The following is a 19976-nucleotide window of genomic DNA, read 5'->3' on the forward strand; positions in this document are numbered from 1 at the left end:
GCCCGTTCTTTTGGGGGGTTCCCGACAGTCCTGTCTTTCCGTGGCGGGCCGGCCTGTCAAGGGTGGAGCGCAGCGACATCGCGCAGCGACGCGACCGCAGGGAGCGCCCTTGACAGGGTGGACCGACGCGGAGAGACGCTGGGACTGACGGGAAACCCCCAAACCCGTCAACGCCCCCGCCCAACCGCACCCCCGGACCACCCACCCCCGAGCCTGGTGTTCCATGGCCGCATGACCACCAGCGACTCCACCCCCGATGACTTCCGCCGCACCCTGCACTCGCTGCGCGTGTGGGATACCGAGCTGCCCGGCTTCGACACCGCCGGGGCGCCCCTTGAGCCGCTGCCGCTGTTCCGCGAGTGGTTCACGCACGCCGCCGGGGCCGGGCAGTTGGAGCCGCACACCATGAGCCTGGCCACGGTGGACGCCCAGGGGCGGCCCGATGTGCGCACGCTCATGCTGCACGACGCCGACGAGCGCGGGTGGCACTTCGCCTCGCACTCCACCAGCACCAAGGGCCGGCAGCTGGCCGGGCACCCCGACGCGGCACTCGGGTTCTACTGGCCGACCGTGGCCCGGCAGATCCGCATCCGGGGCCGGGTCACCGCATGCGGGCCCGAGGAGAGCCGGGCGGACCTGGCGGTCCGCTCGCGGGGTGCGCTCGCCGCAGCGCTCACGGGCCGGCAGAGCGAGGTGCTGGGCTCCCCCGAGGAACTGGTGCGGGCCTCGGCGGCGGCGTGGGAACGGGCCGGCGCGGAGCCGGACGCCCCGGCGCCCACCTGGACCCGGTACGTGCTCGAAGCCGCCGAGGTCGAGTTCTTCCAGGGCGACGCCGCCCGTCGGCACACCCGCCTGCGCTACACCCGTACCGCCTCGTCCACCTGGACCCGCGAGCTGCTCTGGCCTTAGCTGCCGTCCGCACCCGCCGGGCGGAAGACGGCCACCCACACGCCCGGCGTCGCCTCGCGGAAGGTGACCGCCAGGTCCATCCCGATCCGGAGTTCCGACTCCGGGCAGTCGACGACCTCGGTCATCATCCGCGGGCCCTCCGCCAGGTCGACCACGGCCGCCGCGTACGGGACGCGCGTCCCGAAAGGCGGGAGGTCGTTGCGGTGGATCACCGACCACGTGTAGAGCGTCGCGCGGCCGCTCGCCGCCTCCCACGCCACCCGGTCCTCCCCCGCCCAGCAGGACGGGCAGAACTCCCGCGGGTAGTGGTGAGCCAGCCCGCACTCCCCGCAGCGGCGCAGCAGGAGCCGGCCCTCGGCGGCCGCGTCCCAGTAGGGGCGGGTGAAGTCGTCCACCTCCGGCAGGTCGAAGCGCACCCCGCCCGCGCCCCCGCCCGTACCCGTACCCGTACCCGTACCCGTACTCACCCTCGCACCCGCACTCATCGAGACAGCCCCATCTCCACCGGCATCCACATCTGACGTCCCGTCAGTTCACCGGATCCGGCCCCCTCCCGCAAGGGCCCGGTCCCCCGGCCGTGATCGATCCGCAATCGATTCCCTCCTTGTCCGAGACCCATCAACGCTGCGTGGCGATACGCTCACACCTCATGCCCGGAGTCCCCACAGCACCCGACATGACCACCCAGCCCCGCCCCGTGTACGTGATCGGCGCCGGGCCCGGCGGCCTCGCCGTCGCCGCTTCGCTGCGCGCCCGCGGAGTGCGCGCCGTGGTCGTGGAGAAGGCCGGGTCGGTGGGCACCTCCTGGCGGCGCCACTACGACCGGCTCCACCTGCACACCACGCGCCGGCTCTCCGCCCTCCCGGGCCTGCCCATGCCGCGCCGGTTCGGGCGGTGGGTCTCGCGCGACGACGTCGTGCGGTACCTGGAGAAGTACGCCGAGTTCCACGAGCTCGAACTCGTCACCGGGGTCGAGGTGACCCGCATCGAGCGCGCGGCCGACGGCGACGGCTGGACGCTGCACGCGACCGGCGGGCGGGTGCTGGCCGCCGGGGCGGTGGTCGTGGCGACGGGGTTCAACCACACCCCCGCCCTCCCCGACTGGCCGGGCCGGGACTCGTACGCCAAGCCGCTGCTGCACGCCTCCGCGTACCGCAATCCCGAGCCGTACCGGGGCCAGGACGTGCTCGTCGTCGGCATCGGGAACACCGGCGCCGAGATAGCCGTCGACCTGGTCGAGGGCGGCGCGACCCGGGTGCGGCTCGCGGTGCGCACGGCCCCGCACATCGTGCGGCGCTCCACCGCCGGCTGGCCGGCGCAGCGCACCGGGATCCTGGTGCGGCGGCTGCCCGTGCGGCTCGTGGACCGGCTGGGCGCGCTCGTCGCCAAGGCCTCGGTCCCGGACCTGTCGGCGTACGGGCTCCCGCGCCCCACGACCGGCCTGTACAGCAGGGTGAAGGAGGGTGCGATCCCGGTGCAGGACGTCGGCCTGATCGACGCGGTCCGGTCGGGCCGGGTCGAACCGGTCGCGGCGGTCGACTCCTTCGACGGCGCCGAGGTGGTGCTCGCGGACGGTTCGCGGATCACGCCGGACGCGGTGATCGCCGCCACCGGCTACCGCCGCGCGCTGGAGGGCCTGGTCGGAGACCTCAAGGTGCTGGACGGGCGCGGCCGCCCCCTCGCGCAGGGCGACCTGACCTCGGCGCACGCCCCTGACCTGTACTTCACCGGCTTCGGCAACCCCATCAGCGGGATGTTCCGCGAGATGGCCCTGGACGCCGAGAAGATCGCCAGGTCCATCGCCAGGTCCACCACCAAGGCCGTGGACCGCGGCCCGCGGAACCGGGCGGGCTGACCTCGGCCGAATACCGCCCTGGACCGGCCCGAGGGGGTCTGTCACCGTTCCACACATCACCTCCACCAGCTTTCCTGCGCAGGCCTGTTCCTGACGGCACGTCAGTTCAGTAATCTGACTACACGTCAGTTATTGAGGTTCCATCGAGGTTCATCGAGCAGGAGCGGGCGGAACGATGCTTGGATCTACTCACGGCACCCTCACCACCGACTTCCGCGCACGTGTCGAGGCCTGCGGGGAGACCCCCAGGACGGCCGTCCACTCCACGGCGGCGCCGTCCGCCGAGGACACGGTCGCGCTGGACGTCAGCGGTCGGCCCCTGCACGCCGATGCGCCCGACCTGGCCCGGTTCTTCCGGCCCGAGTCCGTGGCCGTCATCGGCGCCTCGGACGCCGAGGGCAGACCGAACACCGGCATCACCCGCCAGCTCATCGCCTGGGCGGACCGCGTCGGCGCCCGGCTCCACCCGGTGCACCCCACCCGTGCCACCGTGTTCGGGCTGGCGTGCCACGCCTCGGTCGCGGACCTGCCCGAACAGGTCGACCTCGCCGTCCTCCTGGTGGCGGACCCGCTCCCGGTGATCGAGGAACTGGCCGAGGCCAAGGTCAAGTTCGCCGTCGCCTTCGCCTCCGGCTTCGCGGAGACCGGCGACGCGGGCGCGCTCGCCCAGACGCGCCTCGCGGCCGCCGTCCAGCGCTCGGGCCTGCGCCTGCTCGGGCCCAACACCAACCTCAACGCCTTCGAGAGGTTCCGCGAGGACCTCGACGGCCCCGCCATCGCGCTGATCACCCAGTCCGGGCACCAGGGCCGGCCCGTCTACACCCTCCAGGAGCTGGGCATCCGCCTGTCCCACTGGGCGCCGACCGGCAACGAGGCCGACCTCGAAACCTCGGACTTCATCTCGTACTTCGCCGAGCAGCCCGAGGTCGGGGCCATCGCCTGCTACGTCGAAGGCCTCAAGGACGGCCGGTCCTTCCTCCTCGCCGCCGACCGGGCCGCGCGCAACGGCGTCCCCGTCGTCGCAGTCAAGGTCGGCCGCACCGAGACCGGCGCCCGGATGGCCGCCTCCCACACCGGGAAGCTGACCGGCGCCGACACCGTCGTGGACGCCGCGATGCGGCAGTTCGGAGTCATCCGCGTCGACGGCCTCGACGAGCTCCAGGACACCGCCGCCCTGCTCGCCCGGGCCCGTAGGCCCAAGGCCGACGGGGTCGTCGTGTACTCCATCTCCGGCGGCACCGGAGCCCACTTCTCCGACCTGGCGACCGAGGCGGGGCTCAGCCTCCCCACCCTCTCCCGGGCCAAGCAGGACGAGCTGCACCAGTGGATCCCGGAGTACCTGGGCGTCTCCAACCCCGTCGACAACGGCGGCCACCCGGTGGGCGACTGGCGCGGCCGGAAGATCATCGACGCGATCCTGGCGGACCCATCCGTCGGCGTCCTGATCTGCCCGATCACCGGCCCCTTCCCGCCGATGAGCGACAAGCTCGCCCAGGACCTGGTGGACGCCGCCGAGCAGACCGACAAGCTGATCTGCGTGATCTGGGGCTCCCCCGTCGGCACGGAGGAGGCGTACCGCACCACGCTCCTCGGCTCCTCCCGGGTCGCGACCTTCCGCACCTTCGGCAACTGCATCACCGCCGTACGGGCCTACCTCGGCCACCACCGCTTCACGGCGGCCTACCGCTCCCCCTTCGACGAGGCCCCCCGTACGCCCTCCCCCTCCTTCCGCAAGGCGCAGGCCCTGATGCGCCCCGGCCAGCAGCTCAGCGAGCACGCGGCGAAGCAGCTGCTGCGCGCGTACGGGATACGGGTCCCCCGCGAGCAGCTCGTGACCAGCGCGGCAGCGGCCGTACGGGCGGCCGGCCTGGTCGGCTACCCGGTGGTCATGAAGGCGTCGGGCCCGCAGCTGGCCCACAAGACGGAACTCGGCCTGGTCAAGATCGGCCTGACGTCCGCGAGCCAGATCCGCGACGCGTACCGCGAGTTGACGGACATCGCGCGCTACGAGAACGTCCCGCTGGACGGGATCCTGGTGTGCCAGATGATCGAGCGCGGCGTGGAGATGGTCGTCGGGGTCACCCAGGACGACCTCTTCGGCCCGACCGTGACCGTGGGCCTCGGCGGGGTCCTCGTGGAGGTCCTGCACGACGCGGCGGTCCGCGTGCCGCCGTTCGGGGAGGACCAGGCCCGCCGCATGCTCACCGAACTGCGCGGCCACGCCCTCCTGGAGGGGGTCCGGGGTGCTCCCCCGGCCGATGTGGACGCGCTGGTCGAAGTCATCCTCCGGGTCCAGCGGATGGCGCTGGAACTGGGCGACGAGCTGTCGGAGCTGGACATCAACCCCCTGATGGTCCTGCCCCGCGGCCAGGGCGCGGTGGCGCTGGACGCCCTGGCCATCTGCCGCTGACCCGTCCCGGGCCGGTGCCCCGGGGGGGCGGGGCCCGGGGGGGCGGGGCCCGGCGCGGGCCGGAGGCCTCGGCAGCGGCCGGGGCCTCGGGGCCCGGCCCGATCCGGTTCGGTCCGTTCCGGTCCGGTCCGGTCCGAGCCGGTCCGAGCCGGCCCTGGGGACTGGCTTGAGCTAGAGCCGTCTCTTCCGGGCCCGGCCTTGGCCGGTGTCGGCGTACATCATCCACCCAGGAACGGGAGTTCAGCCCATGTCACCCACCGCCCCCGAGGACGAGGTCCTCCACCGCCTGGACAACGGCGTCTCGTGGATCACCCTCAACCGCCCCGAGGCCATGAACGCCGTCACCTGGGACCAGCGCGAGCGGATCATCGCGCTCCTCGGCGAGGCCTCCGCCGACCCGGCCGTGCGGGCCGTGGTCGTCACCGCCACGGGCAAGGGCTTCTGCGCGGGCGCCGACCTGCGCGGCGGCCCCGCGGCGGGCGAGCGCGTCGCCGGTGACGTCGCCAGGATGATCCGGCTCGGCGCGCAGCGCCTGATCACGGCCGTGCTCGACTGCGAGAAGCCCGTCGTCGCCGCGGTCAACGGGACCGCCGCGGGGATCGGCGCCCACCTCGCGCTCGCCTGCGATCTCGTGGTCGCCGCCGAACCGGCCCGGTTCATCGAGGTGTTCGTGCGCCGCGGCCTCGTCCCTGACGGCGGCGGCGCGTACCTGCTGCCCCGGCTCGTCGGCCCGCAGAAGGCGAAGGAGCTGATGTTCTTCGGCGACGCCGTCCCGGCGGCCGAGGCGGAGCGCCTGGGCCTGGTCAACAAGGTGGTTCCGGCCGAGGAGTTGGAGGCCGTGGCCCGCGCGTGGGCCGAGCGCCTGGCTCAGGGTCCGACCCGGGCCATCGCCATGACGAAGCAGCTGGTCAACGCTTCCCTGGACGGCGACCGGGCGACGGCGCTGGCCGCCGAGGCCACCGCCCAGGAGATCAACATGACCACGGCCGACGCGAACGAGGGCGTGGCGAGCTTCGTGGAGCGCCGCACGCCCAAGTACCACGGCCGGTAGCCCGGGGCGTAGAGGGGCTAAATCATCGGGTTGGGCTTCAGCAGCGCGAACACCGCCCCCGCCGGGTCCGAGGCCCATGCGATCCGCCCCACGTCCGGCACGTCCGCCGCGGGCATCAGCACCGCGCCGCCGTGCCCCTCGATCTCCGAGACGGTGGCGTCCACGTCGGGCACGTTGAAGTACGGCACCCAGCGCGGCACCAGGGCCGATCCGCCGCCCGCGCCCTCACCCTGGGGCGCGATCCCGCCGAAGGAGTTCTGCCGCTTGTCCCCGTCGGCGATGCTCAGCACCCGGTACGTCATCCCGGGCGTCTCCATCTCCTCGTGCCGCCACCCGAAGAGCCCGTAGTAGAAGGCGATGGCAGCGACCGGGTCCGGTACGTGGAGCTCCACCCACACCAGGGTGTTGTCGGCGGAGGCCAGCCCCAGCCCGGCGGTCCTGCCCGGCTGCCAGCAGGCGAACTCCGCGCCCTGCGGGTCGGTGAACTGCGCGAGCCAGCCCTCTCCCATGACGTCCATGGGCTCCATCCGCACCTGGCCGCCACCGGCGCGCACGGCCTCGGCGGTGGCCCGGATGTCGGGGCTGTTGAAGTGCACCATCCACGCCGAGGTGGCGCCCTCCTCGGTCAGCGGCCCGAGCGCGGCGACGGTCTTCCCGTCCACCTGGAAGAACCCGTAGCCCCCGGCCTCGGGCCCGGCGGAGACGAACTGCCACCCGAGGACGGCTCCGTAGAACGCGGCGGCCGCCCCGGTGTCGGGGCTCCCGAGGTCGAGCCAGTTCGGTGAGCCGGTACGGAAGTCGGTGCCGAGCATGAGGTGCCTCCTGGGGTTCCGGGGTCCGGGCGGTCAGGCGTACGTACGGCAGTACGCCGGCCCCCGCCACGATGCCGAACCCGGGACCCGCCCGCGCCCCGGCGGGCGTGCGCGCCACGCACCGGTCCCGGCGGTTCACCCGGTGGGCGGAGTCCCGCCGGCCGGGGCGACGCGCCGTACGATCCGCAGCTCCGGGGAGTCGGGGTCCCCGGTGAGCTGGAACAGCTCCGGGTGCGCCGCGGTGCCGGACACCTGCCAGCGCTCCTCCCAGCCGGCGCAGCCGGTCACCTCCAGCATCACCCCGCCCCGCCGGCCCTGCTCGGCGCGGGCCGGCGCCCAGGTGCCGGTGGCCGTGCAGCGCGTCACGACGCCTCCGCCGTGGTCCCTCGGGATCCCTTCGACCGTGGCCACGCCGTTCCCCTGGAGCCGGATCGCGCCGCCGTCCGCGCCGCGCCACTCGCCGACGTACGCGGCCTGCGTCAGCTGCGGCGGCCGGTACTGCACCATCCAGCCCAGGACGGCACCTCCCACCAGGGTGGCCAGCGCGAGCAGGACGGTGTTGCGGGCCGTGGCCCTAACGATGGCCCCGGGCTCCCGGCCCAGGCGCGCGGCCCGGAGCGCCACCCTCAGCGGCAGGACCCCGAAGCCCGCGACGCAGGCCCAGGAGACGGCGTACGAGGCCCCCAGCGACCAGGGGTACAGCGCCAGGACCGCGGACCCGGCCGCGAGCCAGGCGGGTGCGGCCCAGCCGCGCCCGGTCCTGCGGGCCAGCGCGAGGGCCGGGCGGGTGAAGGTCAGGGCGTGCAGGAAGGCGGTGAACGCCACCAGGACCGGTGTGAACAGGACCGCGAGGAAGAGCCCGACGATCGCGAACTGCCCCCAGGCGATGCGGCCGTAGTCGTCCTCCATGTCCGGCAGCGCCATCCGGACGGCGAGGACGACCAGCAGTTGCCCGGCGGCGACGACCTCCGCACCCGGGGCGGACCTCCACCACCCCTGGGGGGCGTCCGGGGCCGCTGTCGGCGGCGGTGTCGGCGCCGGTCCCGGACGGCTCACGCGTCCCTGTTCTTGCACGTCGTACCGCACAACGGGCCTCCCGGTTTTCTTTGAACATGTTCAATTGACGCGAACCCTACACCCCTCTTCCAATCTGACGAACCGTCAGCTTCAATCAGTCGCGTGATGGGACACGCAGGGATGGCGGCCACCGTCGTCCGATACCTCAGGTCAGTCGGCTCCCCCACGTCCGCCGTGGCGGAACCGGAGCCCGTCGAAGTTCTGCCGCGCCCCGACCTGCGGGCCGTCGGCGAGGACGAGCGCGCGCCCGTCAGTCCCGCCGAATTCCGTGCCGTGCTCGGGAACTTCGCCAGCGGGGTCACGATCATCACCGCACCGCCCGGCGAGGACGAGGACGGGCCGGCCGGCTTCGCCTGCCAGTCCTTCGCCTCGCTGTCCCTGGACCCGCCGCTCGTCACCTTCATGGTGGCCCGCACCTCGACCACCTGGCCGCGCATCGCCCGCGCAGGGGTCTTCTGCGTCAACATCCTGGGCGCCGAACAGGGCGCGCTGTGCCGGGCCTTCGCCGTCAGTGGCGCCGACAAGTTCGCCGGGGTGGCCCACACCCCCGCCCCGGTCACCGGGTCACCGCAGCTCGACGCGGTGCCCGCCTGGATCGACTGCCGCATCCACGCCGTGCACACGGGCGGGGACCACCTCATCGTGGTCGGCCGCGTCGAGGCCATGGGAGCGGTCGGCGAGGGCGACCCCCTCCTGTTCCACAAGGGCCGCTTCGGCCGCCTGGCGGACTGACACCGGCCGGGCCCGCGCCTCCCGAGCCCGCCGAGCGAGCCGCACACCGGCCGGGCCCTCGCCTCCCGGATCGACGGAGGAGCGGGCCCGGCCGGCGCCGTGCGGGCTCAGAAGGTCAGCACCCCGCGGGCTACGCGGCCGTGGTGGGCGTCGTCCACGGCCTTGGCGAAGTCCTCCACCGGGTAGACCTCCGTCACCAGTTCGTCCAGCAGCAGCCGGCCCTGGCGGTAGAGCTCCGCGTAGAGCGCGATGTCCCGCTGCGGGCGCGAGGAACCGTACCGGCACCCCATGATCGTCTTGTCCAGGTACATCGACGAGACCTGGAAGGACGCCTCCTCCCGGAAGCCGGGCACCCCGAGCAGGATCGCCTGCCCGTGCCGGTCGAGGAGGTCGACGGCCTGGCGGATCAGCTTCACGTTGCCGACGCATTCGAAGGCGTGGTCCGCGCCGGTCGGCAGGATCTCCTTCACCGCCGCGGACGAGTCCGCCACGGCCGACGCGTCGATGAAGTGCGTGGCGCCGAACTGCCGGGCCACCGCCTCCTTCGCCGGGTTCGCGTCCACCGCCACGATGGTCGTGGCGCCCGCGATCCTCGCGCCCTGCAGCACGTTGAGCCCGATCCCGCCCGTGCCGATGACGACCACCGACTCGCCGCGGTCCACCTTCGCCCGGTTCAGGACCGCGCCGACCCCGGTCAGGACCCCGCACCCGATCAGCGCCGCGGACGTGAGCGGAATGTCGTTCGGGATCTTCACCGCCTGTACGGCCTTGACGATCGTCCGCTCTGCGAAGGCGGAGTTGGAGGCGAACTGGAACAGCGGCTTCCCGCCCCGCGAGAACGGCTGCCCCGGCATCCCGATCGCCTTGCGGCACATGGTCGGCCGCCCCCGGTCGCAGTCCGCGCAGGCCCCGCAGTTGGCGAGGGTGGACAGCGATACGTGGTCCCCCGGAGCCACGTGCGTGATGCCCGGACCGACCGCCTCCACGACCCCCGCGCCCTCGTGCCCCAGCACCACCGGCGGCGGGAACGGAATCGTCCCGTCGATCACCGACAGGTCGCTGTGGCAGAGCCCCGCCGCCGCTGTCGCGACGAGCACCTCGCCCGGGCCCGGATCCCGTATCTCCAGGTCGTCGACCACCTGGGCCTGCTTGCCGTCGAATACGACGCCTCTCACCTGGGCTCCTTAGGCAGGCCGAGCACGCGCTCGGCGATGATGTTGCGCTGGATCTCGTCCGAGCCGCCGTAGATCGTGTCGGCACGGGTGAACAGGAACAGCCGCTGCTCCTCGTCGAGTCCGAGCTCGTACGGGAGCCCGGGCTCCCACGCCGCCGGCCCGGCCGACGCCGCCGCGCCGCGGACCTCGACCGCGAGCTCGCCGAGCCGCCGGTGCCAGCCGCCCCACAGCAGCTTCGCCACGCTCGGCGCCCCCTCGTCCCCGGCCGCCGCCCCGAGGGTCCGCAGCGCGTTCCACCGCATGGTGCGCAGCTCGGCCCACTGCCGTACGAGCCGCTCGCGCAGTACGGGATCCGGCGCGCCCGGAACGGCGCCCGGGGCAGTGCCCGGGGCAGTGCCCGAGGCGGCGTAGGCGGCCACCACGCGCTCCAGCTCCGCTGCGAAGCCGATCTGCTGGACGAGCGTGGAGACCCCCCGCTCCAGGGCGAGCAGGCCCATGGCCACGGACCAGCCGTTGCCCTCCCCGCCGACGATCTCGGCCGCCACCGCCCCGTCGAAGAACACCTCGTTGAACTCGCTCGTCCCCGACAGCTGCCGGATCGGCCGGACGTCGATCCGCCCGGGCTGGTCCATGCGCACGAGCAGGAAGGACAGGCCCCGGTGCCGCTTGGAGCCCGCCTCGGTGCGGGCCAGTACGAAGCACCAGTCGGCGTCCTGGGCCAGGGAGGTCCAGATCTTCTGCCCGGTGACGCGCAGCAGCCCGTCGGCCGGGTCCCGCACGGCGCTCGTACGGATGCCCGCGAGGTCGGAGCCGGCGCCCGGCTCGGAGTACCCCTGGCACCAGAGTTCCTCGCCGCGCGCGATGCCGGGGAGGTGACGGTCCTGCTGTTCGCGGGTGCCGTAGGCGATCAGCGTCGGGGCGAGGAGGTTCTCGCCGATGTGGCCGACCCGGCCGGGCGCGCGCAGCGCCGCGTACTCCTCGGCCCACACCACCTGCCCGGTCAGGGAGAGCCGCCGCTGCCCGTACGCCCCGTCCGGCACCTCCCAGCCCTGCCCGATCCAGCCGCCGCCGCCCAGCTCCCGCTCCCAGGCGCGCCGCGCCGCGACCCCCTCGTGCTCGCTGCCCGGGCCGCCGAGGCCGATGGCCTGCGCGTACGGGCCCACGAGGTGCTCGTCGAGCCACGTCCGGGCGCGGGCGCGCAGTTCCTCGGCCTCGGCGCCGAAGCTGAAGTCCATGCCGCTCCCCTACGCGTTGGGGCGGTCCTTGGCGGCCGCCGCCCTGGCCATGGCCTCCAGCTGCGCGAGCATCGGCATCGGGTCGGTGCCGACGGTCCCGGGCAGGAAGTCGGCGATCTTCTCGGGGGTCCAGGAGCCCTCGGCGTACCCGGCGCGCAGCTCGCGCGGCTGGGCCCAGACGGCGATCTTCGGGCCGGCGATCGTGTAGACCTGCCCGGTGATGTTCTCGGCCCTCGCGCGGTCGCTGAGCAGGTAGGTGACCAGGGCGGCGACGTCCTCGGGCTCGCCGATCTCCTTGAGCTCCATGGGCACGTTGGCCGACATGCGGGTCCGGGCGACGGGGGCGACGGCGTTGGCGGTGACCCCGTACTTGTTGAGGCCGAGCGCGGCGCTGCGGACGAGGGAGATGATCCCGCCCTTGGCGGCGCTGTAGTTGGCCTGTGCGACGGATCCCTGGTGGTTGCCGCTGGTGAAGCCGATGAGGGTGCCGGTGCCCTGCCTGCGCATGACGGCGGAGGCGGCGCGGAAGACGGTGAAGGTGCCCTTGAGGTGGGTCGCGACCACCGGGTCCCACTCCTCCTCGGACATGTTGAAGAGCATCCGCTCGCGCAGGATGCCGGCGACGCAGACGACGCCGTCGATGCGTCCGTACTGGGCGAGCGCGGTGTCGACGATGCGCTGGCCGCCCGCCATGGTGGAGATGTCGTCCGCGACGGCGACCGCTTCGCCGCCGGCCGCGACGATCTCCTTCACGACGGCCTCGGCTATCTCGCTCGTCGGTTCGCCGCCCTCGATGCCCACGCCGTAGTCGTTGACGACGACCTTGGCGCCCTCGGCGGCCGCGGCGAGCGCCACGGCCCGGCCGATGCCCCGGCCCGCGCCCGTGACGGCGACGACCTTGCCTGCCAAGAAGTTCCCCACGTCCGGCCCCTTCCCGCGTTTTCTGACGGTCCGTTAGATTCTATGACCAGTCGGATGCCGCTGCACAAGCCCTGGGGCTGTCTTGCCGCACTCCCCCCTCCACAAGGAGCTGATGAGGTCATGGCCCTGCCGGCCGAGTTCCACGACATCGCCAAGCGCATCAACAACTGGGGCCGCTGGGGCGCCGACGACGAGATCGGGACGCTGAACCTGATCACCGACGAGGTCGTGCGGGCGGCCGCGCAGGAGGTCCGGACCGGCCGCCGGATACCGCTGGCCCTGCCCCTGAAGGAGGACGGGGTGCAGGTGGGGATGATCCCGGGCCGGATCAACCCGCACCACACGATGGTCCAGGTCAACCAGGAGATCTTCGGCCCGGGCACGGTGGCGTGCAGCGACGACGCGGTGACGATGGGCCTGCAGGCCGGCACCCACTGGGACGCGCTGACCCACGTCTCGCACTCGGGCAAGATCTACAACGGCCGCCCGGCGTCCACGATCACGGCGCACTCGCGGTCCGAGTTCAGCGGGATCGACAAGGCCGGGCACATCGTCTCGCGCGGGGTCCTGCTGGACGTGGCCCGCGCGAAGGGCCTGGACCGGCTGCCGGGCGACCACGCCGTCACGCCGGAAGACCTCGCGGAGGCGGAGGAGTTCGGCGGGGTCACGGTCCGGGCCGGCGATATCGTCCTCGTACGCACCGGGCAGATCCAGCTCTACCTGGCGGGCGACAAGCACAGCTACGGCTTCCCGTCGCCCGGGCTGTCCGTCCGTACGCCGGAGTGGTTCCACGCCCGGGACGTGGCCGCCGTCGCCAACGACACCCTGACCTTCGAGATCTTCCCCCCGGAGATCGAGGACCTGTGGCTGCCCGTGCACGCCCTCGACCTGGTCGAGATGGGCATGCACCAGGGCCAGAACTGGAATCTCGAAAAGTTGTCCACAGCCTGTGCAGAAGAGAACCGGTACGCCTTCCTGCTCTCCGCGATGCCCGAGCCCTTCGTCGGCGGCACGGGCACCCCGGTCGCCCCGGTGGCCGTCCTCTGAGTGGCGCGTTTGGGACTCGCCCCGGCCGTCGCCGCCTCAGTAACGTCTCAGCCGGACAACCGGCACGTGTACCCGACGGGACGGGAGACTCCCATGCGCACGTCGAAACGGTTGATGACACTGCTGTCCGCGGCCGGCCTGGTGGTGGGCGGGATGTTCACCACCTCGGCCGCCGCCCCGGCCGCGTCGGACCGGCCGCCCGTGACCGTCAATCGCGGGTTCGTGATCGCGTCCGACATGAACAACAGATGCCTGGAGATCCGGCAGTACAACGCCTACCCCGGCGCCCTGGTGAACATGATGGACTGCCACGACGGGGTGAACGAGCACTGGTTCTGGGACGGTCTCATGATCCGCAGCGACCTGAACGGCAGGTGCCTCGACGTCGCCTTCGGCAACGGCGACAACGGCGCCGCCCTGAACATGTGGGACTGTCGCGGCGGAGCGGCCCAGCAATGGCAGTGGTCGGACGGCGGCCGACTGCGCAACCCCGCGTCCAACAGGTGCCTGACCATCGCCAACGGGAACTGGTGGAACGGCGCTTCCGTCCTGCTCTGGGACTGCAATCAGGGCTCCAACCAGGGCTGGCACACCTACTGACGGCCCCGGATCCTGCGGGTGGCGGCGTACGCACATGCACGCCCCGAGCGCGGCACGGCAGCCGCCACCCCGCGACCCGCACTCGTCAAGGCAGGGCCCTTGGCGTCCCCTCGCGACGAATCGCTCAAACACAAGGGTGATCAACAGGTGACGAACCGTCAACACCTCGTTAGAGGTACACGCGCGGTTCCCGGATCTGGCTACGAGTTTTCGAAGGGCATCCGGTGGCTCCCGCGCCCGCCGCGTCCGGACCCTCCGCCGCCTTCTCCGCGGCCTTCTCGGCGCGGTCGATCTCGCACCAGATGCGCTTGCCCGCACCCTCGCGCTGCCAGCCCCAGCGGTCCGCCAGGCCGTCCACCAGCTCCAGGCCGCGGCCGCCCGTGTCGTCCCCGGCGGCCTGCCGGCGGGCCGGCGCCCGGTCGCTCGCGTCCGCGACCTCGACCCGTACGCCCGGGCCCCCGAACAGCATCCGCAGGACGGCCGGACACCCGGTGTGCACGACCGCGTTGGTGACCAGCTCGGAGATCAGCAGGATCAGCGTCTCGGCGAGCGGCTCGTCATCCCCTATGCCCGACCCCGCGAGCCGCGACCGCGCCCATCGGCGGGCCCGGCCGACCTCGGCGGGATCCGGCCCTACCTCCAGCTGAACCTGAAGCACCTGCACCGCTCACACCATCCGAACCGGCGGACACTTCGCCTCGCGACAGGATGGGATCACCGGCCGTGATCCCCTTGCCGAGCAGCATGGTTGACATACAGTCACCACAACAAGCGCTTCGGGCATATTCCAGCGCGAAGGAGTAGGCGTGGTGCATACTGTGCGACGCTCGCGCCGCTCAACCGCTCGCATTCGTGGGAGCGTACCGGAGGCGACCCCCGCCTCCGGGCCGCAAGCGGGTGGGCGAAGGACACAAACCGATATCAACTCTCCGTAATCGGACATGCGTCCCTCGCCGTCCGCCCCGTGCCCCCGCCCCGCCCCTTCCGTCACACCGCGCTACGACAGGGCGTCGCCCAGCAGCTCCGCCGCCAGCAGCTCCTGCGCCTGCGCCGCGGTGCGCCACTGCTCCGCCCGCGCCCAGGCCCGCTTCAGGTGCAGGTGCACGTCCGCCTCCCAGGTGAAGCCCATCCCGCCGTGCACCTGGAGGCAGTCCCGGGCGCCCAGCACCGCCGCCTCGTCCGCCAGCAGCTTCGCGGCCGCCACCTCCCCCGCGTCGGCCGTCACCGCCGCCGCGTAGACCGCCGTACGGGCCACCTCCGCCCGCACCAGCATCTGCGCGCACAGGTGCTTGACCGCCTGGAACGCCCCGATCGGCTGCCCGAACTGCTCGCGCTGCCCCGCGTACTCCACGGCCAGCTCCACCGTCCGCAGCGCGCTGCCGAGCTGGAGGGCCGCCGTCAGCAGCGCCCCCTCCTGCCGGTACGCCGCCGACGCCGCCACGCCCTCCGCCGCCCGCGCCGCCTCCGGCACCCGGTGCAGCGGTGTCAGCGGATCCGCCGAGCGCACCGGCGCCCCCGCCGGGACCGCGGCCCCGGCGGGGGCCCCGAGCACCGCGTCCGACTCCGCCAGGTACGCCACCAGCGGGCCCCCGAGGTCGAAGGCCGTCACCACCGCCGTCCCGGTGGCGGCCCCCGGTACCGTCCCGGCGGCCAGGTGCGTGGCGACCAGCGGCCCCGGCAGCAGCGCCCGCCCGGCCTCCTCGAAGACGAGAACCGCCTCGGGCAGGCCCAGCCCGACCCCGCCGTCGGCCTCCGGCAGCCGCAGCGCGAAGAACCCGGCCTCGCCGAGCTCCCGCCACAACTTGCGGTCCACCACGGCCCCGGCGCCCGTGCCCGCGCCGCCCGCGCCCCCGCCGCCGGTGCCCGCGCCGTCGACGGCCGCGCGCAGCGCCTCGCGCCCGTACCGCCCGGCCAGCAGGTCCCGTACACCGGCCCGCAGGTCCCGCTGGTCCTGCGTCGGCTGGAAGTCCATCCCGCTCACCGCCCCTTCGGGAGGCCGAGGATCCGCTCGGCGACGATGTTCCGCTGGATCTGCGAGGTGCCCGCCGCGATCGTGTAGGACAGCGACGAGAGCCGGTCCAGCGCCCACTCCTCGTCCAGGTCGAGGGACTGCGCCCCCAGCACCTCGGCGGCCGTGTCGTAGAGCTCCTGTCGGGCGTGCGAGTACGCCAGCTTGAAGACGGAGCCGCCGATGCCGGGGACCCCGCCGGAGCGCTCCGACTCGCTGACGTTCCACTGCGTGAGCCGCCACAGCGCGCCGAACTCCCCGTACAGCCGCCCGAGCCTGCGCCGCAGTACCGGGTCGTCCCAGCGGCCGTTCGCCTTCGCCGTGCGGGCGAGGGCGCCGAGGGTCCGCCGGCAGGCGACGACCTCGCCGACGAAGGCGGTGCCGCGCTCGAAGGACAGCGTGACCATCGTGACCCGCCACCCGTCGTTCTCGGCGCCGACCCGGTTGGCGACCGGGACGCGCACCTCGTCGAGGAACACCTCCGCGAACTCGGTGGACCCGGCGAGCGTGCGCAGCGGCCGGATCTCCACGCCCGGGGCGTCCATCGGCATGGCCAGCCAGGAGATCCCGCGGTGTTTCGGGGCCTGCGCGTCGGTGCGTACGAGCAGCTCGCACCAGTCGGCGACCTCCGCGTGCGAGGTCCAGATCTTCGAGCCGGTGACGACGTACTCGTCGCCGTCGCGGACGGCCCGCGTCCGCAGCGAGGCCAGGTCGGAGCCCGCGTCAGGCTCGCTGAAGCCCTGGCACCACACCTCGTCGCCGCGCAGTACGGGCGGCAGCCAGCGCGCGCGCTGCTCGGCCGTGCCCTCGGCGGCGATGGTCGGTCCGGCGTGCAGCAGGCCGACGAAGTTCGCGCCGACGTACGGGGCGCCCGCGCGTTCCGTCTCCTCCAGGAAGATCAGGTGCTGGGTCGGGGTGGCCCCGCGGCCGCCGGCGTCGACGGGCCAGTGCAGGCCCGCGTACCCGGCGTCGTGGAGCAGGCGCTGCCAGCCGAGGTCGTAGGCGCGGCGGCCCGGCCAGTCGTCGGGCGAGGGCTTGGCGGGGAGGCCGGGCAGCACCGCGGCGAGCCACTCGCGCAGCCGGGCCCGGAAGTCCTCTTCCTCTTCCGTGCAGGTCAGGTCCACTACTTGGCCCGGTCCTTGCGGTTCCTGTCCAGATCCAGGCCCAGCATGCGGATGGCGTTGCCGCGCATGAGCTTGTAGACGGTCTCGTCGTCGAGGCCCTTGACGTGGTCGAGGGCGACCTCCTTGGTGTGCGGGAAGGTCGAGTCCACGTGCGGGTAGTCGGTCTCGAAGGTCGCGTTGTCGCGGCCGACGACGTCGAGCGAGGCGATGCCGTGCTTGTCGCGGAAGAAGCAGCAGAACATCTGCCGGTAGTAGTAGGTGGACGGCGGCTCGGGGATCAGGTCCTTGACGCCGCCCCAGGCGCGGTGTTCCTGCCACACGTCGTCGGCGCGCTCCAGGGCGTACGGGATCCAGCCCATCTGGCCCTCGCTGTAGGCGAGTTTGAGCGTCGGGAACTTCACGAGGACGCCGGAGAAGAGGAAGTCCATCATCGAGGCCATGGCGTTGTTGAAGCTGAGCGAGGCCTGGACGGCGGGCGGTGCGTCTGGGGATGCGGCGGGCATCTGGGAGCTGGACCCGATGTGCATGTTGACCACGGTGCCGGTCTCCTGGCAGACGGCGAAGAAGGGGTCCCAGTAGCCGGAGTGGATCGACGGCAGGCCCAGGTAGGTCGGGATCTCGGAGAAGGTCACCGCGCGCACCCCGCGGGCCGCGTTGCGGCGGATCTCGGCGACGGCGAGGTCGATGTCCCAGAGCGGGATGATGCACAGCGGGATCAGCCGGCCGCCGCTGTCGCCGCACCATTCCTCGACCATCCAGTCGTTGTACGCGCGGACGCAGGCGAGCGCGACCTCCTTGTCGTGGGCCTCGGCGAAGGTCTGGCCGCAGAACCGCGGGAAGGTCGGGAAGCACAGGGAGGCCTCGACGTGGTTGAGGTCCATGTCCAGCAGCCGCGCCTTGGGGTCCCAGCAGCCCCGGCGCATCTCCTCGCGGGTGATGCCCTCCAGGGTCATGTCGTCGCGGTCGAAGCCGACGGCGGCGATGTTGCGCTTGTACGGGAACTTCAGGTCCTCGTAGATCCACCAGTCGGTAGGCGGCCCGTCGGGGTCCATGGTGATGACGTACTTGCCGCCGGTGTAGGCGAGTTCGCCGATGCCGGCGGTGAGCGCCTTGGGGCCGCGGTCGCGGTACTTGGCCGGCAGCCAGACGTCGAACAGGTGCGCGGGCTCGATGACGTGGTCGTCGACGCTGATGATCCGAGGCAGTTCCATGGTGTCCGTGTCCCCTCGCCAATCTGATGGATCGTCAGAAACAAGCTAGCTCCGGCACCCCTGGACCGACAAGCGTTGGCGCCCTACGCTCTGCGCTTGATCTGACTATCCGTCAGCTAAGGGGAGGTCTGGGATGACGGACACCGCGAGAGAACTGAGCCGGTCCGCAACCCTGTGGGAGCTGATCGCCCGCCGGGCCGCGCTGACCCCGCACGCCACCGTCCTGATCGAGGCCGCCGAGGACCCGACCGCCGACCGCCGGCTGACCTTCGGGGAACTGCACGACCGCGCGGAGCGGGTCGCGGCCGGCCTGTACGGCAGGGGCGTGCGCCCGGGCACGGTCGTCGCCTGGCAACTCCCCACCCGCATCGAGACGGTGCTGCTCTCGGCCGCCCTCGCCCGCATCGGCGCCGTACAGTCGCCCGTCATCCCCTTCTACCGCGACCGCGAGGTGGGCTTCGCCCTGCGCGAGTCCAAGGCCGAGTTCTTCGCCGTACCCGGGGTCTGGCGCGGCTTCGACTACCCGGCGATGGCCCACCGGCTCGGCGCCCGCGGCGTCTTCGAGGCGTACGAGGCCCTGCCCGAGGGCGACCCCGGCGCACTCCCGCCGCCGCCCGCCCACGGCACGGACGTCCGGTGGATCTACTGGACCTCCGGCACCACCTCCGACCCCAAGGGCGTCCTGCACACCGACCGCTCACTGATCGCGGGCGGCTCCTGCCTGGCGCACGCCCTGCACCTGAGCCCGGACGACGTCGGCTCGATGGCCTTCCCCTACGCCCACATCGCCGGCCCCGACTACACGGTGATGCTGCTGCTGTACGGCTTCCCCGCCGTCATGTTCGAGAAGTTCGCGATGCCGGACGCGCTGGCCGGCTACCGGCGCCACGGCGTGACGGTGGCGGGCGGCTCGACGGCCTTCTACTCCATGTTCCTGGCCGAGCAGCGCAAGGAGCCGGCCACGAAGCTCATCCCCACCCTGCGCCTGCTGGCGGGCGGCGGCGCCCCCAAACCGCCGGAGATCTACCACGCGGTCGTGCGCGAGCTCGGCTGCCAGCTGACCCACGGCTACGGCATGACCGAGGTCCCGATGATCACGATGGGCGCCCCGGACGACACCGCGGAGAACCTCGCCACGACCGAAGGGCGCCCCCCGGCGGGCATGTCCATCCGCATCACGGGCCCGGACGGCGAGGCGCTCCCGGCGGGGACGGACGGCGAGGTGCGGCTGCGCGGCGAGGCCGTCTGCCAGGGGTACCTCGACCGCGACCAGTCGGCGGAGGTCTTCGACCCCGACGGCTACCTGATCACCGGCGACCTGGGCCACCTGACCGAGGACGGCTACCTGGTCCTCACCGGCCGCAGCAAGGACGTGATCATCCGCAAGGGCGAGAACATCTCGGCCAAGGAGATCGAGGACCTGCTCCACACGCTCCCGGGCATCGCCGACGTCGCGGTCATCGGCCTCCCCGACGCGGACCGCGGCGAACGCGTCTGCGCGGTGGTCGAACAGCCCCCGGGCGCCGCCCCCCTGACCCTGCCGGAACTGACGTCGCACCTGCGCGGCCAGGGCCTGGCCGTGCACAAGCTGCCCGAACAGCTGGAGCTGGTCGAGGCGCTGCCCCGCAACGACGCCCTGCGCAAGGTGCTGAAGTACAAGCTCCGGGAGCGGTACGCGTAGTGCCTACGTGCGTGCGTGCCCGCGTACGTGCGTGCCCGCGTACGTGCGTGCCCGCGTACGTGCGTGCCCGCGTACGTGCGTGCCCGCGTACGTGCGTGCGCGCCCGACGGGCGGGGTTCCGGGAGCCC

The 19976-nt window shown here is 72.9% G+C and carries 18 protein-coding genes; 8 read left to right on the top strand and 10 right to left on the bottom strand.

What is annotated here, in order from left to right; translation table 11 throughout:
• Window positions 1-231 precede the first annotated feature (231 nt).
• Window positions 232-909: a pyridoxal 5'-phosphate synthase gene (locus AB0M99_RS30300; protein WP_365926040.1), complete on the top strand. Its 678-nt coding sequence runs from the start codon at window positions 232-234 to the stop codon at window positions 907-909.
• Here the strand turns inward: AB0M99_RS30300 and AB0M99_RS30305 are convergent.
• Window positions 906-1325, bottom strand: coding sequence for a Zn-ribbon domain-containing OB-fold protein (locus AB0M99_RS30305; protein WP_365926147.1), 420 nt, complete (start codon window positions 1323-1325; stop codon window positions 906-908). The two genes, AB0M99_RS30300 and AB0M99_RS30305, sit on opposite strands and share 4 nt — an antisense overlap.
• 260 nt (window positions 1326-1585) lie before the next feature.
• On the opposite strand from AB0M99_RS30305, the gene AB0M99_RS30310 reads away from it, so the two are divergent.
• From AB0M99_RS30310 to AB0M99_RS30320, 3 genes are all read left to right on the top strand, one after another.
• Complete coding sequence (locus AB0M99_RS30310; protein WP_365926042.1) at window positions 1586-2764, top strand: NAD(P)/FAD-dependent oxidoreductase; 1179 nt, start codon at window positions 1586-1588, stop codon at window positions 2762-2764.
• 175 nt (window positions 2765-2939) lie between these two features.
• Window positions 2940-5174 (top strand): acetate--CoA ligase family protein, encoded by a 2235-nt coding sequence (locus tag AB0M99_RS30315; RefSeq protein WP_365926044.1) that lies wholly within the window; start codon window positions 2940-2942, stop codon window positions 5172-5174.
• Between the two features lie 247 nt (window positions 5175-5421).
• A complete protein-coding gene (locus AB0M99_RS30320; RefSeq protein WP_365926046.1) occupies window positions 5422-6225 on the top strand; it encodes an enoyl-CoA hydratase-related protein in 804 nt (267 codons plus the stop codon).
• A 17-nt stretch (window positions 6226-6242) separates the two neighbouring features.
• Here the strand turns inward: AB0M99_RS30320 and AB0M99_RS30325 are convergent, their stop codons facing one another.
• Together AB0M99_RS30325 and AB0M99_RS30330 are read right to left on the bottom strand one after the other, a co-directional pair.
• On the bottom strand, window positions 6243-7037 hold the full coding sequence (locus AB0M99_RS30325) for a VOC family protein (RefSeq protein WP_365926048.1): 795 nt from the start codon (window positions 7035-7037) through the stop codon (window positions 6243-6245).
• Window positions 7038-7172: 135 nt separating this feature from the next.
• Complete coding sequence (locus tag AB0M99_RS30330; RefSeq protein ID WP_365926050.1) at window positions 7173-8093, bottom strand: hypothetical protein; 921 nt, start codon at window positions 8091-8093, stop codon at window positions 7173-7175.
• A gap of 141 nt (window positions 8094-8234) precedes the next feature.
• On the opposite strand from AB0M99_RS30330, the gene AB0M99_RS30335 reads away from it, so the two are divergent.
• On the top strand, window positions 8235-8846 hold the full coding sequence (locus AB0M99_RS30335; RefSeq protein ID WP_365926149.1) for a flavin reductase family protein: 612 nt from the start codon (window positions 8235-8237) through the stop codon (window positions 8844-8846).
• 107 nt (window positions 8847-8953) lie between these two features.
• On the opposite strand, the gene AB0M99_RS30340 is transcribed toward AB0M99_RS30335, so the two are convergent.
• Genes AB0M99_RS30340 through AB0M99_RS30350 form a run of 3 tightly spaced genes read right to left on the bottom strand, consistent with a single transcriptional unit; the run spans window position 8954 to window position 12177 of the window.
• Entirely contained in the window at window positions 8954-10021 is a 1068-nt protein-coding gene (locus tag AB0M99_RS30340; protein ID WP_365926052.1) for a Zn-dependent alcohol dehydrogenase, read from the bottom strand.
• Window positions 10018-11256 (bottom strand): acyl-CoA dehydrogenase family protein, encoded by a 1239-nt coding sequence (locus AB0M99_RS30345; protein WP_365926054.1) that lies wholly within the window; start codon window positions 11254-11256, stop codon window positions 10018-10020. Before AB0M99_RS30345 ends, AB0M99_RS30340 begins: the two co-directional genes overlap by 4 nt.
• 9 nt (window positions 11257-11265) lie before the next feature.
• Window positions 11266-12177 carry an SDR family oxidoreductase gene (locus AB0M99_RS30350; RefSeq protein WP_365926056.1) on the bottom strand — a complete coding sequence of 304 codons (912 nt, stop codon included), beginning with the start codon at window positions 12175-12177 and terminating at the stop codon, window positions 11266-11268.
• 120 nt (window positions 12178-12297) lie between these two features.
• On the opposite strand from AB0M99_RS30350, the gene AB0M99_RS30355 reads away from it, so the two are divergent.
• Window positions 12298-13224, top strand: a complete 927-nt coding sequence (locus AB0M99_RS30355; protein WP_365926058.1) for a cyclase family protein — start codon at window positions 12298-12300, stop codon at window positions 13222-13224.
• A gap of 93 nt (window positions 13225-13317) precedes the next feature.
• Window positions 13318-13824 carry an RICIN domain-containing protein gene (locus AB0M99_RS30360; RefSeq protein ID WP_365926060.1) on the top strand — a complete coding sequence of 169 codons (507 nt, stop codon included), beginning with the start codon at window positions 13318-13320 and terminating at the stop codon, window positions 13822-13824.
• Between the two features lie 169 nt (window positions 13825-13993).
• On the opposite strand, the gene AB0M99_RS30365 is transcribed toward AB0M99_RS30360, so the two are convergent.
• From AB0M99_RS30365 to AB0M99_RS30380, 4 genes are all read right to left on the bottom strand, one after another.
• Complete coding sequence (locus tag AB0M99_RS30365; RefSeq protein WP_365926062.1) at window positions 13994-14488, bottom strand: ATP-binding protein; 495 nt, start codon at window positions 14486-14488, stop codon at window positions 13994-13996.
• Window positions 14489-14821: 333 nt separating this feature from the next.
• Window positions 14822-15796: an acyl-CoA dehydrogenase family protein gene (locus AB0M99_RS30370; RefSeq protein ID WP_365926064.1), complete on the bottom strand. Its 975-nt coding sequence runs from the start codon at window positions 15794-15796 to the stop codon at window positions 14822-14824.
• Window positions 15797-15801: 5 nt separating this feature from the next.
• A complete protein-coding gene (locus AB0M99_RS30375) occupies window positions 15802-16956 on the bottom strand; it encodes an acyl-CoA dehydrogenase (RefSeq protein WP_365926066.1) in 1155 nt (384 codons plus the stop codon).
• Window positions 16956-18167, bottom strand: a complete 1212-nt coding sequence (locus AB0M99_RS30380) for an amidohydrolase family protein (RefSeq protein ID WP_365926068.1) — start codon at window positions 18165-18167, stop codon at window positions 16956-16958. Before AB0M99_RS30380 ends, AB0M99_RS30375 begins: the two co-directional genes overlap by 1 nt.
• A gap of 133 nt (window positions 18168-18300) precedes the next feature.
• On the opposite strand from AB0M99_RS30380, the gene AB0M99_RS30385 reads away from it, so the two are divergent.
• Window positions 18301-19848 carry an AMP-binding protein gene (locus AB0M99_RS30385; protein WP_365926070.1) on the top strand — a complete coding sequence of 516 codons (1548 nt, stop codon included), beginning with the start codon at window positions 18301-18303 and terminating at the stop codon, window positions 19846-19848.
• Window positions 19849-19976 lie beyond the last annotated feature (128 nt).

The sequence above is a fragment of the Streptomyces sp. NPDC051183 genome, from assembly GCF_040682455.1.
Classification (GTDB): domain Bacteria; phylum Actinomycetota; class Actinomycetes; order Streptomycetales; family Streptomycetaceae; genus Streptomyces.